The organism is Cocleimonas flava (assembly GCF_004339015.1).
Classification (GTDB): Bacteria; Pseudomonadota; Gammaproteobacteria; order Thiotrichales; family Thiotrichaceae; genus Cocleimonas; species Cocleimonas flava.
On record NZ_SMFQ01000004.1, the window covers coordinates 686,411 to 704,605 of the forward strand.

The 18,195-nt window shown below is 41.4% G+C and carries 16 protein-coding genes; 4 read left to right on the plus strand and 12 right to left on the minus strand.

What is annotated here, in order from left to right; genetic code table 11:
* Nucleotides 1–311: 311 nt before the first annotated feature.
* Both EV695_RS14830 and EV695_RS14835 read right to left on the minus strand, forming a co-directional pair.
* Nucleotides 312–1,142, minus strand: coding sequence for a hypothetical protein (locus EV695_RS14830; RefSeq protein ID WP_131906753.1), 831 nt, complete (start codon nucleotides 1,140–1,142; stop codon nucleotides 312–314).
* Between the two features lie 135 nt (nucleotides 1,143–1,277).
* Nucleotides 1,278–2,012, minus strand: a complete 735-nt coding sequence (locus tag EV695_RS14835) for a substrate-binding periplasmic protein (protein WP_131906754.1) — start codon at nucleotides 2,010–2,012, stop codon at nucleotides 1,278–1,280.
* 323 nt (nucleotides 2,013–2,335) lie between these two features.
* Here EV695_RS14835 and EV695_RS14840 point away from each other — a divergent pair, with 323 nt between their 5' ends.
* Together EV695_RS14840 and EV695_RS14845 are read left to right on the plus strand one after the other, a co-directional pair.
* Nucleotides 2,336–2,881, plus strand: a complete 546-nt coding sequence (locus EV695_RS14840) for an HD domain-containing protein (protein ID WP_165874721.1) — start codon at nucleotides 2,336–2,338, stop codon at nucleotides 2,879–2,881.
* A 161-nt stretch (nucleotides 2,882–3,042) separates the two neighbouring features.
* A complete protein-coding gene (locus tag EV695_RS14845) occupies nucleotides 3,043–3,789 on the plus strand; it encodes a DUF1045 domain-containing protein (RefSeq protein WP_165874722.1) in 747 nt (248 codons plus the stop codon).
* 159 nt (nucleotides 3,790–3,948) lie between these two features.
* Here EV695_RS14845 and EV695_RS14850 read toward each other — a convergent pair whose 3' ends face one another.
* The 8 genes from EV695_RS14850 to EV695_RS14885 all read right to left on the minus strand — a co-directional run bounded on the left by EV695_RS14850 (nucleotide 3,949) and on the right by EV695_RS14885 (nucleotide 12,919).
* Nucleotides 3,949–4,695, minus strand: coding sequence for an amino acid ABC transporter ATP-binding protein (locus tag EV695_RS14850; RefSeq protein ID WP_425545136.1), 747 nt, complete (start codon nucleotides 4,693–4,695; stop codon nucleotides 3,949–3,951).
* 99 nt (nucleotides 4,696–4,794) lie between these two features.
* Nucleotides 4,795–5,694, minus strand: a complete 900-nt coding sequence (locus EV695_RS14855; RefSeq protein ID WP_207907101.1) for an amino acid ABC transporter permease — start codon at nucleotides 5,692–5,694, stop codon at nucleotides 4,795–4,797.
* The gene (locus EV695_RS14860) at nucleotides 5,691–6,437 is read right to left on the minus strand and encodes an amino acid ABC transporter permease (protein WP_131906757.1); all 747 of its coding nucleotides are present in this window, start codon (nucleotides 6,435–6,437) and stop codon (nucleotides 5,691–5,693) included. Before EV695_RS14860 ends, EV695_RS14855 begins: the two co-directional genes overlap by 4 nt.
* A 98-nt stretch (nucleotides 6,438–6,535) precedes the next feature.
* Nucleotides 6,536–7,351 (minus strand): transporter substrate-binding domain-containing protein, encoded by an 816-nt coding sequence (locus EV695_RS14865; RefSeq protein ID WP_131906758.1) that lies wholly within the window; start codon nucleotides 7,349–7,351, stop codon nucleotides 6,536–6,538.
* A gap of 233 nt (nucleotides 7,352–7,584) precedes the next feature.
* The gene (locus EV695_RS14870; protein ID WP_131906759.1) at nucleotides 7,585–8,322 is read right to left on the minus strand and encodes an aspartate/glutamate racemase family protein; all 738 of its coding nucleotides are present in this window, start codon (nucleotides 8,320–8,322) and stop codon (nucleotides 7,585–7,587) included.
* Entirely contained in the window at nucleotides 8,319–9,581 is a 1,263-nt protein-coding gene (locus tag EV695_RS14875) for an NAD(P)/FAD-dependent oxidoreductase (RefSeq protein ID WP_131906760.1), read from the minus strand. The genes EV695_RS14870 and EV695_RS14875 overlap by 4 nt, the downstream gene beginning before the upstream one ends.
* Nucleotides 9,582–9,589: 8 nt before the next feature.
* The gene (locus tag EV695_RS14880; RefSeq protein ID WP_131906761.1) at nucleotides 9,590–11,800 is read right to left on the minus strand and encodes a TRAP transporter permease; all 2,211 of its coding nucleotides are present in this window, start codon (nucleotides 11,798–11,800) and stop codon (nucleotides 9,590–9,592) included.
* A 117-nt stretch (nucleotides 11,801–11,917) separates the two neighbouring features.
* Complete coding sequence (locus tag EV695_RS14885; RefSeq protein WP_207907102.1) at nucleotides 11,918–12,919, minus strand: TAXI family TRAP transporter solute-binding subunit; 1,002 nt, start codon at nucleotides 12,917–12,919, stop codon at nucleotides 11,918–11,920.
* A 173-nt stretch (nucleotides 12,920–13,092) separates the two neighbouring features.
* Here EV695_RS14885 and EV695_RS14890 point away from each other — a divergent pair, with 173 nt between their 5' ends.
* Entirely contained in the window at nucleotides 13,093–14,031 is a 939-nt protein-coding gene (locus EV695_RS14890) for a LysR family transcriptional regulator (RefSeq protein ID WP_131906763.1), read from the plus strand.
* A 71-nt stretch (nucleotides 14,032–14,102) separates the two neighbouring features.
* On the opposite strand, the gene EV695_RS14895 is transcribed toward EV695_RS14890, so the two are convergent.
* Together EV695_RS14895 and EV695_RS14900 are read right to left on the minus strand one after the other, a co-directional pair.
* Nucleotides 14,103–15,515 (minus strand): MmgE/PrpD family protein, encoded by a 1,413-nt coding sequence (locus EV695_RS14895; RefSeq protein WP_131906764.1) that lies wholly within the window; start codon nucleotides 15,513–15,515, stop codon nucleotides 14,103–14,105.
* Between the two features lie 98 nt (nucleotides 15,516–15,613).
* Nucleotides 15,614–16,585, minus strand: a complete 972-nt coding sequence (locus EV695_RS14900) for a GlxA family transcriptional regulator (RefSeq protein WP_165874723.1) — start codon at nucleotides 16,583–16,585, stop codon at nucleotides 15,614–15,616.
* Nucleotides 16,586–16,847: 262 nt separating this feature from the next.
* On the opposite strand from EV695_RS14900, the gene EV695_RS14905 reads away from it, so the two are divergent.
* Nucleotides 16,848–18,128 (plus strand): sarcosine oxidase subunit beta family protein, encoded by a 1,281-nt coding sequence (locus EV695_RS14905; RefSeq protein ID WP_131906766.1) that lies wholly within the window; start codon nucleotides 16,848–16,850, stop codon nucleotides 18,126–18,128.
* The last annotated feature ends 67 nt before the right edge of the window (nucleotides 18,129–18,195 follow it).

Here is an 18,195-nt window from a genome sequence, read left to right on the forward strand (position 1 = left end):
TCTTTTAAGCTTATGCATTTAAGCCATTTTTTATTATTTTTTGCCGATTATAGCAAAACAACCCTAATGAGGGCTTAAGCAATCTTAGCGTCGAAATACTTCTCAGCATGTACTAACTAAAGGCACCCCCCTACTTTGAAGGCTATTTTACGTTTGTTTATTAAACGCACATTACCTTTGTTTTTAATGTGATCATAAAGCTGAACGCTTTCGACTGGATAGTTGTAAGGAAGCGAAGGAAGAGTGAATTAGAGAAGAAATGTGAATGAGGGAAAAAGAGATTTATTCTTTATGATTTTCGGATTGGCAATTTATTGGCACTGGCTCAGAAACGCCTTTTTGGCTTCCTTTTGTATTGATTCCATCTCACCACTTCTTTGCATTTTTAGCAGCTCTAACTTTAGTTGTTCGGCAATAGACTCGTTACGTTTATGCAAATAATGGTACATCTGAAAGTTATCTAAAATGGGAGTTAATGCCTTTATATCGTTAAACTTGAATTTATTTGCGATACATCTCACGCCATATACCCCAATAAAAAAATCACTCCTGTCGGCACTTAATTTCCTTAAACCCTGGTAGCTCGTTTTCACTCTTGCTGAGTTGAATCCCTTGCTTTTTTGTTCTGCAAATTTATTACCAAAAATAAAATCAATTTTGTATGGTTTAAGGCTTTCCCATCCTTCTACGACAAAATCCTGTTTTTTGGTATACGCATAAATCTCATTTGAAACAATCGAAATCGGTATCTTTATCAAATTATGATATTCACTTTGAAGCCCAGTCATTCTCACTAACTCACCACCTGTCACCCCAGAGTTAGCAAATACTAAAGATCGTTCTGGGGGGAACAATTCAAATTCGACTTCTTTTCCAATTCGCGAATAAGCGACTTTAAGGATGCGTCTGGCTGTTTCTATAAATAATGAGCTATCAAGGTCTGGCTGAGAAATAACAATTTTGTTACCGCTATCTAGGCTATCGTTATCAGGAGTACTATCGTTAACAGGAGTACTATCGTTTTGCACTTGGGGCTCTGCTTGAGAAACGCTTGGGTGAACATGTTGAGATGCAATTGAAATAGACGCCATTGTAGAAATAGCGAAAATAGCAGCGATGAAAAGCTGTTGCAGCTTATGCATAAAAACCTGTTTGTTTAGAATTAATGTGTAAATTCATAATTTATAATAAGTGCTGCCTCAATAACTATTATGAAAACGATACTTAGCTGATTAACTTCTACCAGAGTAAACTCTAACTATATTATTAAACAGACATTAACATTGATTCATAAACTCTAAAACAGATTGTTTCTGTAACTCCTCGATTCGTCCTGATGATTTCATATTTCTTAGAATCAGCTCTAATTTTTTAGCGAGTTCACTGTGCTCTTTATTTAAAAAATGAAATAAAATCACAGTCTCCAAGGGTGGATCTAAGGATTTAATATCTGACAAATTCAGTTTATTGATAACACACTGAGCACCGGTTAATCCGATAAACACATCACTCCTTCCCAGATCCAGTTTGATTAAACCTTGCGTTTCAGATCTGACCCCTTCAAATTTCATCCCTTGTGTTTTTTGTTCAATCGTTTTGGAGCCTGCAACATAACCAATATTATAAGGTAAAAGACTTTCCCATCCTTCTACTTTTATATCCTTTTTGGCATAAACAGAAATCACGTCATAAGCCACTGGCACAGAAATCATTATAAGATCTGGATGCTGTGCTTTAATACCGAGACTTCTTGCTAATAAACCATCCGCAGAACCATCTTCGACATAATAACCCGAGCGTATTGCAGGTAACTTTTCAAGGCTAAGACTGAAACCAATCTGATGATAAGCCTCCGTAAGTATGCGTTTAGCCATTAATTGATAGGCCGACTCTTTGGCATAAGACAGTACAATTTCATGATCCGCATGAGATTGCGAAAACACCGAAAAGGAAATAATAATAAGAAATGATCGTAAACAGGAGGATCGTATTTTTTTTATTAGCTTGGTCATTTCTTAACTTCTATAAAGGTGAGTACTAGTGAGTAGTGTGCACACCAGCGGATGTTCACTATATATTATTCACCATAATATCTTATATACAAAACAGTCTCACAAGTATTCATAGTATTTTATGCAGACCATGAAAAAACTTATAGTTCAGCTTATATCTATAGACACTCTCTTATGTTTGGAGTTTTTTTAAACAGTAAAACGAAGTAAGGATTGAATCTAGACGGCGCATATTTAAATTTATAGAAAAATCATAAATCTGTAATACTCTTGTCATGTTCAGCGTCTACTATCTTCTGCTTTTTAGACAGAGGATGCTTAGAATGCGAAAAATCTCAGAATTACAAGCGTTCTACACGCCTGATAATCAAAACAAATATAACGAAGCGCTATCGCAGCTTCAACATGCTGTGCAAGTTGCCAAACTTGCTGAGCAAAACTTTGCAACCGATGCACAGATTGCTGCCTGTCTATTACATGACATTGGCCATTTAATTTTTGATACTGACCTGACACTTGAAGACAGAGATGATGTGCACGAAGTACATGGCGCGATCATTTTAAGTCAATTCTTTGGCCCCGAAGTGTTTCAGCCGGTTCGCTATCACGTTGAGGCCAAAAGGTATTTATGCACCATTGATAGTCACTACTATAACGACCTCTCCCCAACTTCTAAACAGAGTTTAAAGCTACAAGGCGGACGCTACCAAAACACGCAACAAATCAAAGCGTTTGAAAACAAGCCGTATTTCAAGGAAGCCGTTCAACTTAGTCGATTTGATGATTGTGGGAAAACGTCAGAAAATTCAAATGCAGATTTTGATCACTACCTTCCACTACTGAACTCACTACATGCGTATGCTAGCTAGTCTTTTATTAGGAAGATTAATCAGTACGGCTCACCGCTTTTTCAAAACAGATAATTCAAAAATAGATGGAGAATCAGGTTCAGGTCATTTAAAACCTATCGTAACGATGGTTTAATAGAGATCACTGCTAACCACTTTTTATTATGGACACATCAACGAGAATGAATAACCCTAGCTCATCTACTCAGATACCTGAAAGCGACATACAAAGTCAGGAGCGCTATGCGATTTATTTCACTCTGCCAACGGATCATCCTGTTTATCGCTTAGCAACTTTGTGGCTTGGGTACGATGTATGCACCGGCAGACATATTGAAGACTTTGAAAAAACTGTTTACCACCGTGACCTGGATGAATTAGCTAAATTTTCGACAAATCCTAAAAAGTACGGTTTTCACGCAACACTTAAAGCACCATTCAGACTGCAATCGGGCAAAAATATTGAAGAGCTAGAATCAGCTCTGGATGAATTCAGCAAAAACTATCGTCCATTTAAATGCAAACCACTAAAAATCAAAAAAATGGATAAGCTTTTAGCATTGACCCCGATTAAACCGTGTAAAAAATTAACTGCTCTAGCGTCTGATTGCGTCACCACATTCGAAGATTTCCGCGCACCCAACACAGAGATTGAGAGAGCACGAAGAGATCCCGATAATTTAACCCCCCATCAAACCGAGCTGTTAGACAAATGGGGTTATCCGTTTGTGATGGATGAGTTTAATTTTCACATGACGCTGAGTAATCAATTGAAGAAAAAAGACATCAAGATTGTTCGTAAATGTCTCAAACAATTATTCAGATCTTTTTTAGGAAAGCCCTTCCACGTCGACCAAATCTGTTTGTTTCACCAAACCAACTACCATGAGCCATTTAAATTAGTGAGACGTTATCCGCTAGTGGGATGAAGCCCGTAAGAAGATAGAATAAAGATAGAATGATTCTGAATTCGATAAGAGTTATCGCGACCTTTGCAGAATCGTAAATTTAAGGGAAATAGTTGAGGATATAAAGAGGCTTTTCTATTGATTAATAAAAAAACCCCTTATAAGTAGGGGGGTGCCTAACTAAAGAATCTGACTCAAAAACTCTTTGGTACGTGGATCTTTCGCTTCATCGAAAAAGTTAGTGGGTGAGCCATGCTCGACGATGACACCTCTGTCCGTAAAGTAGATATGATCAGCCACTTCTCTCGCGAAATTCATTTCATGGGTTACCAGAATACAAGTCATGCCCTCTTCCGCCAGGTCTTTTATCGTTTGTAAAACTTCATTAACCGTTTCAGGGTCGAGTGCCGCGGTGACTTCATCAAACAGCATTACATCAGGATTCATTGCCAGTGATCGCGCGATAGCAACACGTTGCTGCTGACCACCAGAGAGCTCACCCGGATAGCTATCCTCTTTGCCTTCAAGACGTACTTTTTTAATCAGTGCTCTTGCCGTTTTTTCTACTTCAGCTTTACTTTGTTTCAATACGCGAATGGGCGCCATCATGACATTTTCAAGCGCGGTTTTATGCGGAAAAAGGTTGTATTGTTGAAACACCATTCCCACTTTTTTTCGAAGCTCTAGCTTGTCGAGATTAGGATCATTGACTTCTTGCCCTTCAACTAAAATTGATCCCTGCTGGATATCGTTAAGCGCATTGATACAGCGAATCAGTGTCGATTTACCAGAACCAGATGGTCCAATAATACACACCACTTCACCTTTTTTTATGTCCATCGAGACACCTTTCAAAACTTCAAGATCACCGAATGCTTTGTGCACATCCTTAATCGAAACCATTGGCATGCTGTCATCCCAGTTCATATATATTATTCCTTTGACTTTTAATCACACTGTTGTTCTGAAGAACAACAGTGTGTTTATTACTTTTTCTTAAAGAGTATTTTCTTAAGAAAACGCTCCTTAACCTATCACTGAGAATTTCTTTTCTAAACGCACTGTCCAGCGTGCAATCGGGTAGCAATACATAAAGAAAATCAACAGTACAAATGAATAGAATGGCGCGAGTAAATCCGTTCTACCACCTTCTGCTGCCAATGCTTGTCCCGTAAGCGTCATTACCTCTGATACACCAACGATAGATGCCAATACGGTTGCCATCGTAAGTATCGCGTAGAGGTTCATCCATGGCGGTAACATGCGTTTTACACATTGCGGCAAGATGATTAACCACAGCGTTTGTCTGCGTGTATATGCCAGACTTTCTGCAGCTTCCCATTGACCACTCGGTAGCGATACAACGGCACCGCGAACGATCTCTGAAACATTCGCCATAACGGGTAATGATAAGCCAATGATGGCTTTTACCCAGTCAGGTAACGGTATAGCTAATCCGCCAATGTTTATTTCAAACGGTAGTAAGAACATCGCGAAAAAGAGTAAAACCAACCACGGTGAATTACGGAAAAATTGAGTGATAAACCACGAAACCCTGCGCACCCATTTATTCAATGAAATTTGACCTAAGCCGAGTGCTGCGCCTGCAGCCGTTCCAATTGCCATCGCACAAATAGAGATCACGATATTGAAGATAAAACCTTTCAGTAACAACGGCATCCAGCGCCACAATACTTCTGCAATCGAAGACTTGGCATTGTCATCGACACCAAAGGCAATACTTGATGAAACCATACAAAAGAACAGGATCACAAAGCCATGCCAAGGCTTGAAAATATAAGCGCTTAGACTCGACAGAATTGAACCGGGTTCTTTAACCTCAGGAGTGATCATGACTGGCAGATCGGTTTTATATTCCTGCTTTCTTTTGCGGCTATTAAAGCCATTGTAATAAGACTGATTCATGTGCCAAACCCCGGAATTTTAAGCGATCTTTCCCAACGATTCATACCCCAGACTAAAATACCTACCAGGAAGAAGTATGCGAGTAATAAGAAGATCATCATCTCGGTGACATTGACATTATCTGACCAGATTTGATTGGACTCGTAGAGCATTTCCGGCACCGCAATCGCGTACGCCAAGGTCGTCGTTTTAACCAGATTAACCAGGTTATTATTTAACGCTGGTAATACCACGCGAAATGCCAAAGGCAGCGTAATATCTTTATAAATCTGAAGACGAGAAAAGCCCAATGCTTCAGCGGCTTCAGTTGTAGATTTTGGAACAGCTTCCATTCCCGAACGGAATATTTCTACATTAAATGCACCAGCAAAGAATGACAGCGAAATAGCGGCCCAGGCAAATCCACCTAAAATGGGGACTTCGCCACCATAACCATTAGAGACTTTTGGCAACAGAGCGCCTATCGCGAAATAGAAGAAATAAAGTTGCACCAAGGGAGGTGTATTTCTAAATATCTGGATATAGCCATTAACAATTCGGCGTGTCCATTTCAGCGGTGAGTTTTGTAACCATGCGCCTATTATCCCAATAATTATGGAGAAAAATAAGGCGACAACGGATAACTTAATTGTCATCAGGAACCCATTCCACATGCGGTCCCGATCGTAACTATCGTATAAAAAAGGTAGGTTTATACCCGTATTATCATAGAGTAATTTAAACCATTCAAAAAATGATTCCATGCATGAATCTCAGTATTGGATATTAAAACAAATAGAAATGGGTGAAACTTGAAATCAAATTCCACCCATTAGGATAAACTTTAGCAAAGGACTAAAGCTTATTTGTACTCTTCATGCATTTTTAATGCAAAAGGCGTGTTTTCTACACCCCATTTTTTCTCAAGCTCAAGAATACGACCAGACTTATGCCAGCTCTTGATTTGATCACTCATTAACTCATGGAATTTAGTCTCGCCTAATTTAACCGCTAAACCCCATGGTGCATCATCAATAGTTTTCAATGGCATTTCATAACCTTCCCAAGCAGGATCCTTGGTTTTAGCAACAATTGCCGAATCATCGTACACAAATGCTACACAGTTACCGCCTTTTAATGCAGCATACGCTTCAGCCGTTCCTTTAAAGGCTACGATTTGAGCACCATATTCTTTACCGGTTTTCTTGTTATAGAAAGCACCTTGAATACCACAAACTGGTTTACCCTTTAGATCTTCCCATTTCTTGAAGCCGTATTTCGCTGGGGCTAAAATATTCGTACCTGATGAGTAATAATTAGGGTCTACGATTGAAACAACCTTACGACGATCTGGCTTATCAGTCATTGTCGCAATCATTAAATCAACCTTACCCTGCTCCAAAAATTGCATTCTATTTGAGCTTACGACCGGTACATATTCAACCTTTACACCTAAACGATCAGCAACATCTTTTGCTAATTCAGGCTCGATTCCTATGATTGCACCAGAAGGATCACGGAAACCATAAGGTTTGTAGTCGGCTTTTACTGCTACTTTTAAAACACCGCTTTTCTTAATATCATCAATCGCGTCAGCTTGAGCAACCTGGCTACTCATCGCTATTGCACAAAGCACGGAAGCGCTTACAAGTTTACTTAAGATAGGTTTAATCATCATGAATCCTCTTTAATATATGCCACAAAAATACGCTAAAAAACATAAAAGAAAATTGATCAAATCAGGTGGCAACTAATCTCTACAATTTCATTTAATAAATCAATCGTAGTAGAGATAAAACGTGTTGTCAGAAAATCAGTCTTTTTATTTTTCCCTAGTGGTATATCTATTATTTTTGAAGGATAGTTACTGATAAGCCAGATTAAAAGAGCATATAAATTAATCAGATAGATTCACACTGTTTTCATCGACCCTGAATAAGGTTTGCGTAAAACCACATCATGCACCATTTTTGTAAGTGTCGTTAAATCAAAAACAGGGATGTTTAATTGCTGTTGTATCTGAGCTGAGAATGGTGGCAAATCGGTGCACTCTAGAACCAAGGCACCCATATTTGGAGAACTTTTTTGTAACTTTTTGACTGCCTGCATTACCTCTTCTTCAATAAGCGTGATATTCATATCATCACGTTTTCCTTCCAGTATGACTTCACGAAATTCTGTTGAATCTTCTAAACCTTGAATAGCAACAGGAATATCTCCCGCCCCTACTGCGGCGAAATGTTTTTTGGTCAATTTTGAAGCATTGGCAGTCAGTACGCCTACAATTTTGTTGTTTCCTAACATGTGATAAGCAAGCGGCACTTGTATTAGACTTGATGCAAATACGGGAATATTTACGGCATCAGCAAGTTCTTTCTGAAACAAGGCTAGAAACCCACAACTACCTGTAATTGCACCCACGCCTTCTTTTTCTAAACGCTTTGCTGCCTCAATAAATGGGGCAATATATTCAGCACTAGGTTGTTCAATTAGTTTTGCAATAGTTGCGCCACGAATGGTTTCATAGAGCACAGGAAAACCTAAGCCTTCTTGATTTTTAATATGACCGGGAGGTTTAGGAAAGTAAGATTCCAGACACAGCACCCCTATTGTTACTCCGTAATAGTTAGGCCCACCTTTTAAAATCATGTACTTGCCCCGTTAGTCATTTTAAAACGTCTGAGAGAAAATGCTTTCATATCAAAATCAGGTTTTTTACCGGTTAAAATATCTGCTAAGACTTCGCCCGTTTTAGGTGCCATCATTAACCCAAAATGGGAGTGTCCGAATGCCGCATAAAAGTCTTTCTGTCCCTCAATTTCACCCAACATAGGTAAACTATCAGGAAATGATGGACGACGCCCCATCCAGAAATTTGTTTTACCAACATTCAAATCAGGAAACATCGTCTTAGCTTGAGTGGTTAATAAACCTTCTCTACTTTGATCGGCAGGTTTATCAGGATGAGCAAATTCTGCGGCTCCAGCCAGACGTAAACCATTCATCATTGTGCTAGCAACAATCTTTGCCTCCATATCCATAATCGAATTATTCAACTCGACTTGAGGATCAGATATTTCGATATGATAACCACGCTCGGTAGCCAATGGCACCTTCACGCCTAACGGCTCCAATAATTTTTTAGACCAGACACCCGCTGCAAGTATTACCCTACTGCTCGTTAAGTGACTGCCATTTCCTTCAATTTCCCAACCATCGGCCTGTTTTCGGATCGAAGACACATCTAGATTAATAACCTCAACCCCTAAAGATTTTGCTTTTTCAACCAATACTTCACTCAACTTACCAGGGGATAAAGTCCTGGCCTGACCCTTGATGATAACGGCTGCTTTGTACTTAGGGGACAACGCTGGTTCAAAACGTCTCAACTCATTATCGGTAATTAATTCAAGATCTCCGCCTTTTTCGAGACGAATACGGTAATCAAGATTATCCAGACTTACCTTGTTCGCATCCCGAAATACATGCACGTAATAACTATCCACGATGAGATTTTCGTGACCCGTTCCCATTAGGTGTTCACGGAATAATTCGATTGAAGGGCCGCACAAATAAGACATGGTATCGGCTGTTTTACGCACTGACTCTTCATTCGAATTTAATAATAACTTACTCCCCCATGAAATCATTTGAGGCCAGAATTCAGGGCTCACAGACAAAGGTCGATCACGACTTAACAGTAAACTCGGTATTTTTTTCCACAGACCAGGTAATGCCATCGGTATGATTGACCAAGGCGAAATAACTCCGGCATTCCCAAAAGATGTTCCCTGACCTGGTTGATCGCGATCAATCAGTCGAACGGGTACTCCGCGTTTTGCAAGCGATAGCGCACAGCAGATACCAACTATGCCAGCGCCGATAATAGTGACAGGTTCTTTATTCATGGCAATCATCAAACCAACACTGCGCTTCGCTTACTTAAAACCTGCGTGATGATCACAGGAGAAACGATAATGAGCGCAGCAAGATCCGCGCTTAAAGATGGCGCCACAAACACCAACCCGGCAATAGCAGCCAGAATACGTGCAATCACTCCCATTGGTGCTAACCAGAACCCAACCACAGCTGCAGACAAACAGATGACCCCCATCACACAACTCACGGCAGAGTATGTAAATGTCCACAAATCAAAACCAGCAGAGGAAACAATCAATAATACAGGTGCGTAGACAAAAGCCATGGGCGCAATGATTTTACCCAATCCGAGTGTGAATGCCGAAATACCGGTTCGGAAAGGATTAGAGTTTGCAATGGCTGCTGCGGCATAAGCGGAGGTACAGACCGGTGGGGTTATCTCAGCGACTACCCCGTAATAAAGAACAAATAGATGACTCGCTATTGGCGGTATACCTAACTGTGCCAATGCAGGCTGAGCTACAGAAACCAGCATGATATACAACGCGGTAGTCGGGATACCTGCTCCCATTAAAATACAAGCAATCGCAATGAAAACAAGTGAGATAAAGAGCTGTAAATCTTCTACAGAAAACAGGTTTAGCGAACCAAGACTGACTATTGAGTGGAAATCAGACGCTAAAGCACCAGCCCCCTGCGTTACCATAAACCCGATACGAAAACCGATACCCGTAGTGTTAATAACACCTACTACGATACCCACAGCAGCAGATGCAGCACCTACAGCTAAGGCATATTTAACGCCCAGTTGCACAGACTCCGACATTTCAGGGAGTTTTGTACGCTCTACAGGATTCAGTGTTCCGACTAGAGCACCCGCGATTAAAATCAGAGACATTGTTCCGCTAAAGCCTTCATTGGAAAACTTCCAGACAACAAAAGCGATGAACGCCGCGGCATATACCATTGTTATCGGTTGTTTTATGCGCGACATACCTGTAACGATAGCCAACGAAATTCCACAGAAAGCTGACATAAATGGGGTATACCCGGCAAATAAAACAGCTAATAAACCAATAAGCGGAATGATATTTGCCCAGCCCTTGCTCCAGACTTCTTTTAACAAAGGCAATTGTTCTTTAGTTAAGCCCTTGAGATCGAGCTTACGCGCCATCAAATGGACAACGGTAAATACACCGACATAATGTAAAAATGCAGGAAAAATAGCGGCAATAATAATTGTGGTATACGGCAGTTCTAAAAACTCAGCCATAATAAATGCAGCTGCACCCATAATAGGTGGTGTGATTTGACCACCTGCAGATGCAGCAGCCTCTACCCCACCGGCGAAATGTCCGGGATAACCCAAACGCTTCATATTAGGAATAGTCAGTGCCCCTGTAGAAACCGTATTGGCAACCGATGAACCTGATATCGTGCCAAAGAAAGCAGAAGAAATAACAGACACTTTTGCAGGGCCACCTGTATATCGTCCTGCGAGAATCGTGGCGTTATCGATAAACAACTGACCTAATCCGGTACGTTGTGCAATAACCCCAAATAAAACAAAGTGAAACACGATGGTTGATACAACCCAGAGTGTGACACCAAAAATACCCTCTTGCGGGAAATACATGGAAGATACAAACGTATTAAATTTAACCCCTGGATGTTGCAGTAAACCGGGGAAATAAGGCCCCAATAAAGCATAAGATATAAACACTGCAATGATAAATGGCAGCACCCAACCCAGCGTACGACGCGCAATATCAAGCACCAACAAAATAATAATCACACCAAAGAACAAATCGAACTTATTTGGATTGCCCATTCTGAACGTTTGTTCTTCTATCCCTAAAAACGGCACTCCACGCCATGCAAACCCAAGATAAAGCGCAGCTGACACCCCAAGTATCATCAGTATCAGATCATAAATAGGAATATTCCCGATTCTGAAAGGTGTGGACTTTAGCTTGAATAAACCCTTTGTATTAAAAACCGGGAAAAATGCATAGGTCAGTATAAACAAGCCAGACAAATGCCAGCCCATGTGCCAGTGATCTGCAGGCAAACCAAAACCAGCAGTAATATAGTGATAAGCAGCAAATACTAATGCAACTACACGTAAAATAGAACCTGCCCTATTGGTTACAGCACGCGTTGCGCTACTCTCATCATATTTACGCTCAATCGCTTCAAGCTCTTCTGCTGTGAGGTCATCTGTATTTTGTTTGGTATTTTGATTCATATTAATGCTGCAACTTGGTCAATTGTTATTGGGTAGGGTAAACCGGGGTATCTCGAATTTATCGAGATACCTGGTCACTTTTCAACATCATTTTTTTAACTGAAAAAACGAATAGGCTTAGAGTTTGCCTTTTTCTTTATAGAACTTTTCTGCACCAGGATGTAAAGGAACACCAAGCGCACTGATACCATCGAGTGCTGTTTCCAACGTGATTTGTTTACCCTTGGCATGACCATTGTCTAACAGTTTACGCGTATTATCGTTCCATAACGCAGACGTTAGTTTGTAAACCATATCTTCTGATAAATCTGAAGAAACAACCAATAGGGCACTTACAGCTGGCGTCTTAACATCCTTATCTACCCCCTCATAAACCCCTCCTGGAATCATTGAAGGGATATAAGCTGGAACAGCTTCATTGATTTTAGCTAAATCTTCATCAGTAAATGAATGCAAGCTCATACCCTTTGTAGAAGCAAGTTGTATCATTGCAGCAACCGGCCAACCAGCCGCATAAAAGTACGCATCGATCTGTCCGTCAGCCAAACGTTCTGCAGATTGTGAGTTATTTAACTCAGCCTCTTCCATATTATCGCGATTGACGCCCCACTTATCTAGCATCTGCAATACTGCAACCTGGGTACCAGAACCTGCTTGAGCAATACCGACACGTTTACCCTTTAAATCACCCAAATCTTTAATCGTTTTGCCTTTTGGCATAACTAAATGTAAATCTTCCGGATACAGATTTGCCACAATACGTAACTTCGGGTGTGGTTTACCTTCAAATTTACCTTCACCTTTGAACATGGCGCGTGTGACATCAGCTGCAGCAAGACCTGCTTCTAACTCACCGTTTTCCACAGCTGCATTATTGAATACAGAAGCTGTTGTAGATTGTGCGATAGCGATTAAACCAGGAACACCACACTGACCACCTTTCTCACAAGGGCGTGAGCCAGGAGGAGCAGAAATACCATTGGCAATGGTTCCACCGATAGGGAAGTAAGTGCCACCAGCACCACCTGTACCTATACGAAAGAATGTGGGATCAGCCGCTATTGCTGGTCCGGCTGTAACTATTGTGGCAAGCAACGCACTTGCTAACTTGGAACTCATGGACATCGTTATACTCCTGTTAAATTAAAAAAATCACGCTTAACCACCGTAATTCAGGTTTGCGATGATAAGAGTGTAGTCGCTTGCAATATAAATACTAATTTGTTTATATTGCTTTTTATGAAGTTTTACTTATATGAAAATACTTACTATTAATTTCTTACGATGATTATATGAACCTAACCCAGCTAAAAGTGTTTACCGAAGTCATGAAAACTGGCTCTATTTCTAAAACTGCCGTTTTGCTCCACAGGACGCAACCGGCGATAAGTTTATCGATAAGAAACCTTGAAGACTCCATTGGCTTTAAATTATTTGAACGACAAGGAAGGCAACTGGTTGCTGTTCCCGAAGCCTTTTACTTTATGGAAGAAGCACAGGCTATTTTGAAACGTGTTTCAACGATTGAACGCACCCTGCATAGTATGCAGAACGCAGAGATGGGAAGTTTGAGGATCGCCGCCATGCCCGGACCTGCAACCTACCTTTTCCCACGCTTTATCAGTCGTAGTATTGGAGACAACCCACACATTAAAGTCACCTTATTCGCCCATTCTTCAAACCAGGTTCATGAATTAGCAGCCACTCAAAGTATAGATTTTGGTTTTGCTGATGCTGCAAATCTGAATGGTGAAGCAGGCCAATACTCCATAGAAAAGTTTTCCGCAGACTGCTTTGTTGCCCTGCCTCAGGATCATATTCTGACACGCAAAAAAATAATCAGCATTTCTGATCTGGATAATCTCCCCATGGGCGGGCTGATGAAACAACACATCAACACCGAACGCGTGAATCGTCTATTTGATGAACAAGGACTCTCGTTTAATCAAATTGTAGATAGTCAGACATTTTTACCCGCATTACAGTTTGTCAGTGCGGGCCAATGTGTTGCGATAACCGATCCTTTAACCGCGGTAACAGAAATGAAAATGAATAGTTCACACGGAAAAGTCGTTTTCAGACCGTTGAAGGAAAACCTTCGCTATGAATACGCGGTGTTATCGTCAAACTTCAGACCATTATCTAAACTGGCGCAAAAGTTAAAAAGTGATTGGCAGGATGAACTCAACAGGCTTTTAAATGAAATTGACGCGAATCCCTACCCGGAATAAATACTCATTCATAATTCTTAAGGTCACCCCCCTACTTTAGAGGCTTTTTTTATTGCTGGAATTGAATGTTGTTAGCCTTTTTGATTCAGCTCTAAGAGTTTGAATAGATCAGTAATCGACCCAAGCTGTTCTAGATTAAAGAGCATGTCGATCAACTTATTGAGTTGGGTTTCCCCCACTCTGCCCTGAACGCATTTACTGAATTTCTCGATAAACTCTTCATCCGTAAACGGCTTTTCATGATTACCTCTAGCCAGATCGTTCTCTAGAAATAACTGTTCCCCATCTTTTTTGTTGATCCAGATCTTTATTGGTGCAGTGCCAATAAATCCGAGCTTGGCAAGATCTTCGTCAACCTCCATGGTGATACATTGCATCAATGACTGGACTCTAGGATCTTGAATTTTCTCTTCGGTAAATTCACTCAATGTAATTTGACCATAGATCAAAGCAGCAGCAACAGAGAACTCTAAAGAAAATCGAGCTTCAACGGGTGTCTTGGGTTGATGAGACACCAACTCTTTAGGGCCAAGTAAGCTCACACCGCAATGAATGGATTTGATATCTTCCCAATCTATGTTTTTGTTTTCGAGCTGATTGTCTTCGAGTAATTCGAGCAACACATCACAGGCAGGATGATTCCCACTGCAATTTGGGTATTTTTTGAACGCGTAGCCTCGGGTAGAAATATCCCATCCCTCTCCAAACATAATGGGCTTAGAAGCATTTCTCGCCTTACTCGCTAAGGTATCACCAGCAAAGCATTGTATAAAACCATCCTGTCCTTCAAGTGCCATCGGGGAGGATGTTACGCCCGACTGCGCCAGACTGACCGCTTCCAAACCTGCTTTGGCTGCCATTCCCGCATGATAAGGTTTTGATTGAGTACCAAAATTACTACGTATGCCACTGGCTCGTGACAGCGAAAGCGCTAAAGCACGGACAGTCATTTCTTCATCTAAGCCCATTAACTGGCACGTTGCTGCGGCTGTTCCAAATGTGTAAAAAATCCCAGTCGTATGCCAACCGCGTTCAGATGCCTCCGGCATCATCAAATCGGCCACTTTGTGCGCGACCTCTACACCAGCAATATAGGCAAGAAGTAGTTCTTTCCCTGAGCTACCCCGCTCCTCTGCAACCGCCAACAATGCTGCTAGTATGACTGTCGTTGGATGTCCGATCGTTGCCCAGCTGGTATCGTCAAAATCAAGCGCATGTCCTGCCGCCGCATTGATCAATGCAGCATGTTCAATATCCATTTTGAGATCACTACCAATGATAGAAGCGGATTTGCCCCAGCTCCTAACACTTGCCCAGTGCATTAAATTTTGGGTAACAGCCTGACTGCTGCCAGGAATGGCAACCCCGATGTAATCAAGCACGGCACGTTTCGCCAATTCGACCACGTCTTTTGGCAACTGCTCGTAACTCATATTTTCAAGAAAGCGCGCGGCTTGTATCAGGATAGGTAATTGAGGACTCATTCGCAGATCATCGTTTAAAATTATTGTATAAGGATACGCCTAAAACAGAAAAGCCCAAGTCAATTTTTTAACGTTCTGCTCAAAGAAAAATGTACCTTTTAAGCTTTCATTCGCAATGACGAAGGGGTCTGTGCATATTGTTTATTAAACGATGATGAAAAATGTGCGGCACTAATAAAACCTGTCGCCTGAGCAATTTCTATAATTTTCATTGGAGATTGCTGAAGCAGATTTTTGGCGGTTTGCAGGCGTAGCTGCCGATAAAAATCCATGGTTTTATGCCCCAGTTTATCTTTGAATAAGCGGTTTAACTGACGCGGACTGATTTCTGAGAGTCGCGCTAACTGTTCCAAATCCAGAGGGTCAGCAATGTGGTTTTGCATCGCTTCAATCGCAAGAATTACCGGTTGTGTGGCTGATGGATATCGTTCTGCCAAACTTGAACGTTGCGGCCCTGCCGAAGGTCTGACTTCGGTATGGATAAACCAATCGCTGACTTCTTGCGCAAATGTTGCACCATGATGTTTGGTGAGAATCGCATTCATCATATCTACTGGCGCAACACCACCGGCGCAGGTATAGCGGTCACGATCGATAACATACAATGAGTTTTCAAGAAGTATGTCTGGCATTAATTCCTGCAATGCGGTGGTGTATTCCCAATGCGCGGTCATCCGACGGTTATTCATAACCCCCGCTAAAGCCAATGTTACTGGGCCACCTGAAACACCGCCTAGGATCATTCCCTGCTTGCTTAACTTTCTCAGTAATTTATAAATCTCTGGTTTCTTCAAGACATTGAATTCACCACCACCGACCACAAACAGAATATCCACATTCTCTGCATCTTCCAGTTTTGCGGTTGCATTTACCTGAATATCCATCGAACTTTTTGTTGAAACATCATCGATAGAAAACAGATCAATTTTGTAAAACGCCTGTTGCTTTGCCCGCTTAAGCAATGTATTTGCCGCACGCAATGGTTCAATCGCCGAAGAGAAAGCCATCAAGGCAAAATCGTCGATCAGTAAAAAACCCACTCTGAATAATTTAAACTTTTTTTCTGACATTGACCCAAGACCTTTGAGCGAAAGTATGGCGAGAGGAAAATGAGCGTAAATTTCCAGATTTTTCATAAAAATAAGGGTAATAGCACGGCTATTGACCGCATTTTTAGGGGAAATCTGGGAGTTTTAAGCCATTTTAGTCCGTCATATCTTTCGTGAAAAGGTCTTAATTAAAACACATTACGTCTATTTTAAGAAACCAAGGTATCAATAAACCTGCCACTATTGATGAACATTAATTGTATTAACTGCTAGAGAATTAAATATGCGTAATTCTGGTTTTCGATATACGGGTTTTCGATATTCGGGTTTTAAAGTTATCAAAGAAGCCCTCACCGGCCACAAAGGTTGGAAGCCAGTTTGGCGCACGCCTGAACCAAAAAAAGAATACGATATTATTATCATTGGTGGCGGCGGTCATGGTTTAGCCACGGCACATTATCTGGCAAGCCGTTACAACATCACCAATGTGGCTGTTTTGGAAAAAGGCTGGATTGGTGGCGGTAATGTGGGACGTAATACCACCATTATTCGCTCCAACTATTTACACCCGGAAAACCAACCTTTCTATGAATTATCGATGAAGCTCTGGGAAGGACTCGAGCAAGATTTAAACTACAACGCGATGGTCTCGCAACGCGGTGTTCTTAATCTATCCCATAGCGATTCACAAAATGATGCGTATGTTCGTCGAGGCAATTCGATGATTATGTCGGGTGCTGATGCGCAATTACTGGATCAGGAGGGTGTGCGTGAGCTCTACCCTTTCCTCGATTTTGACAACGCACGTTTCCCTATCAAAGGCGGCCTCTTGCAAAAACGTGGTGGCACAGTACGACACGATGCGGTGGCCTGGGGTTATGCGCGTGGTGCTGATAGCCGTGGCGTCGATATTATCCAGAATTGTGAAGTCACGGGCTTCCTGATTAAAGATGGAAAATGCACTGGAGTTAAAACCAACAAAGGTGACATCGGCGCTAAAAAAGTAGCGTCCTGTGTGGCGGGTTCTTCTAGCCGTGTAATGTCACAAGCAGGTATGAATTTACCGATTGAAAGTCATGTATTACAAGCATTTGTCAGTGAAGGATTAAAACCGATTATAGATGGCGTAATAACTTTCGGCGCGGGACATTTCTATATTTCCCAATCGGACAAAGGCGGTCTGGTGTTTGGAGGAGATCTCGATATGTATAACTCCTACGCACAACGCGGCAACCTGCCAGTCGTCGAAGATGTTTGTGAAATCGGCATGGCAATTTTACCTGCAATTGGTCGCGCAAAACTGTTACGAAACTGGGGCGGAGTGATGGATATGTCGATGGACGGCTCGCCATTTATTGATCGCACCCATATCAAGGGATTGTATTTTAACGGTGGCTGGTGTTACGGCGGTTTCAAAGCGACACCCGCGAGTGGTTTTTGTTACGCCCATTTACTTGCAACCGATACACCCCATGAAGTTGCCAAAGGTTTCCGTCTGGATAGATTCCAAACCGGTAATGTTATTGATGAAAACGGACGAGGCGCGCAACCGAATACGCATTAATTATGAATATCCTAAATTACAACTCAATTAACTCACTAAGCTCATCTAAAAAACTCGCTGTAAGTGG

Bases quoted from the DNA above. Each gene is read 5' to 3' on its own strand.
- EV695_RS14830 (WP_131906753.1), bottom strand. From the start codon at position 1,142: ATGCATAAGCTGCAACAGCTTTTCATCGCTGCTATTTTCGCTATTTCT.
- EV695_RS14835 (WP_131906754.1), bottom strand. From the start codon at position 2,012: ATGACCAAGCTAATAAAAAAAATACGATCCTCCTGTTTACGATCATTT.
- EV695_RS14840 (WP_165874721.1), top strand. From the start codon at position 2,336: ATGCGAAAAATCTCAGAATTACAAGCGTTCTACACGCCTGATAATCAA.
- EV695_RS14845 (WP_165874722.1), top strand. From the start codon at position 3,043: ATGAATAACCCTAGCTCATCTACTCAGATACCTGAAAGCGACATACAA.
- EV695_RS14850 (WP_425545136.1), bottom strand. From the start codon at position 4,695: ATGAACTGGGATGACAGCATGCCAATGGTTTCGATTAAGGATGTGCAC.
- EV695_RS14855 (WP_207907101.1), bottom strand. From the start codon at position 5,694: ATGAATCAGTCTTATTACAATGGCTTTAATAGCCGCAAAAGAAAGCAG.
- EV695_RS14860 (WP_131906757.1), bottom strand. From the start codon at position 6,437: ATGGAATCATTTTTTGAATGGTTTAAATTACTCTATGATAATACGGGT.
- EV695_RS14865 (WP_131906758.1), bottom strand. From the start codon at position 7,351: ATGATGATTAAACCTATCTTAAGTAAACTTGTAAGCGCTTCCGTGCTT.
- EV695_RS14870 (WP_131906759.1), bottom strand. From the start codon at position 8,322: ATGATTTTAAAAGGTGGGCCTAACTATTACGGAGTAACAATAGGGGTG.
- EV695_RS14875 (WP_131906760.1), bottom strand. From the start codon at position 9,581: ATGAATAAAGAACCTGTCACTATTATCGGCGCTGGCATAGTTGGTATC.
- EV695_RS14880 (WP_131906761.1), bottom strand. From the start codon at position 11,800: ATGAATCAAAATACCAAACAAAATACAGATGACCTCACAGCAGAAGAG.
- EV695_RS14885 (WP_207907102.1), bottom strand. From the start codon at position 12,919: ATGAGTTCCAAGTTAGCAAGTGCGTTGCTTGCCACAATAGTTACAGCC.
- EV695_RS14890 (WP_131906763.1), top strand. From the start codon at position 13,093: ATGAACCTAACCCAGCTAAAAGTGTTTACCGAAGTCATGAAAACTGGC.
- EV695_RS14895 (WP_131906764.1), bottom strand. From the start codon at position 15,515: ATGAGTCCTCAATTACCTATCCTGATACAAGCCGCGCGCTTTCTTGAA.
- EV695_RS14900 (WP_165874723.1), bottom strand. From the start codon at position 16,585: ATGTCAGAAAAAAAGTTTAAATTATTCAGAGTGGGTTTTTTACTGATC.
- EV695_RS14905 (WP_131906766.1), top strand. From the start codon at position 16,848: ATGCGTAATTCTGGTTTTCGATATACGGGTTTTCGATATTCGGGTTTT.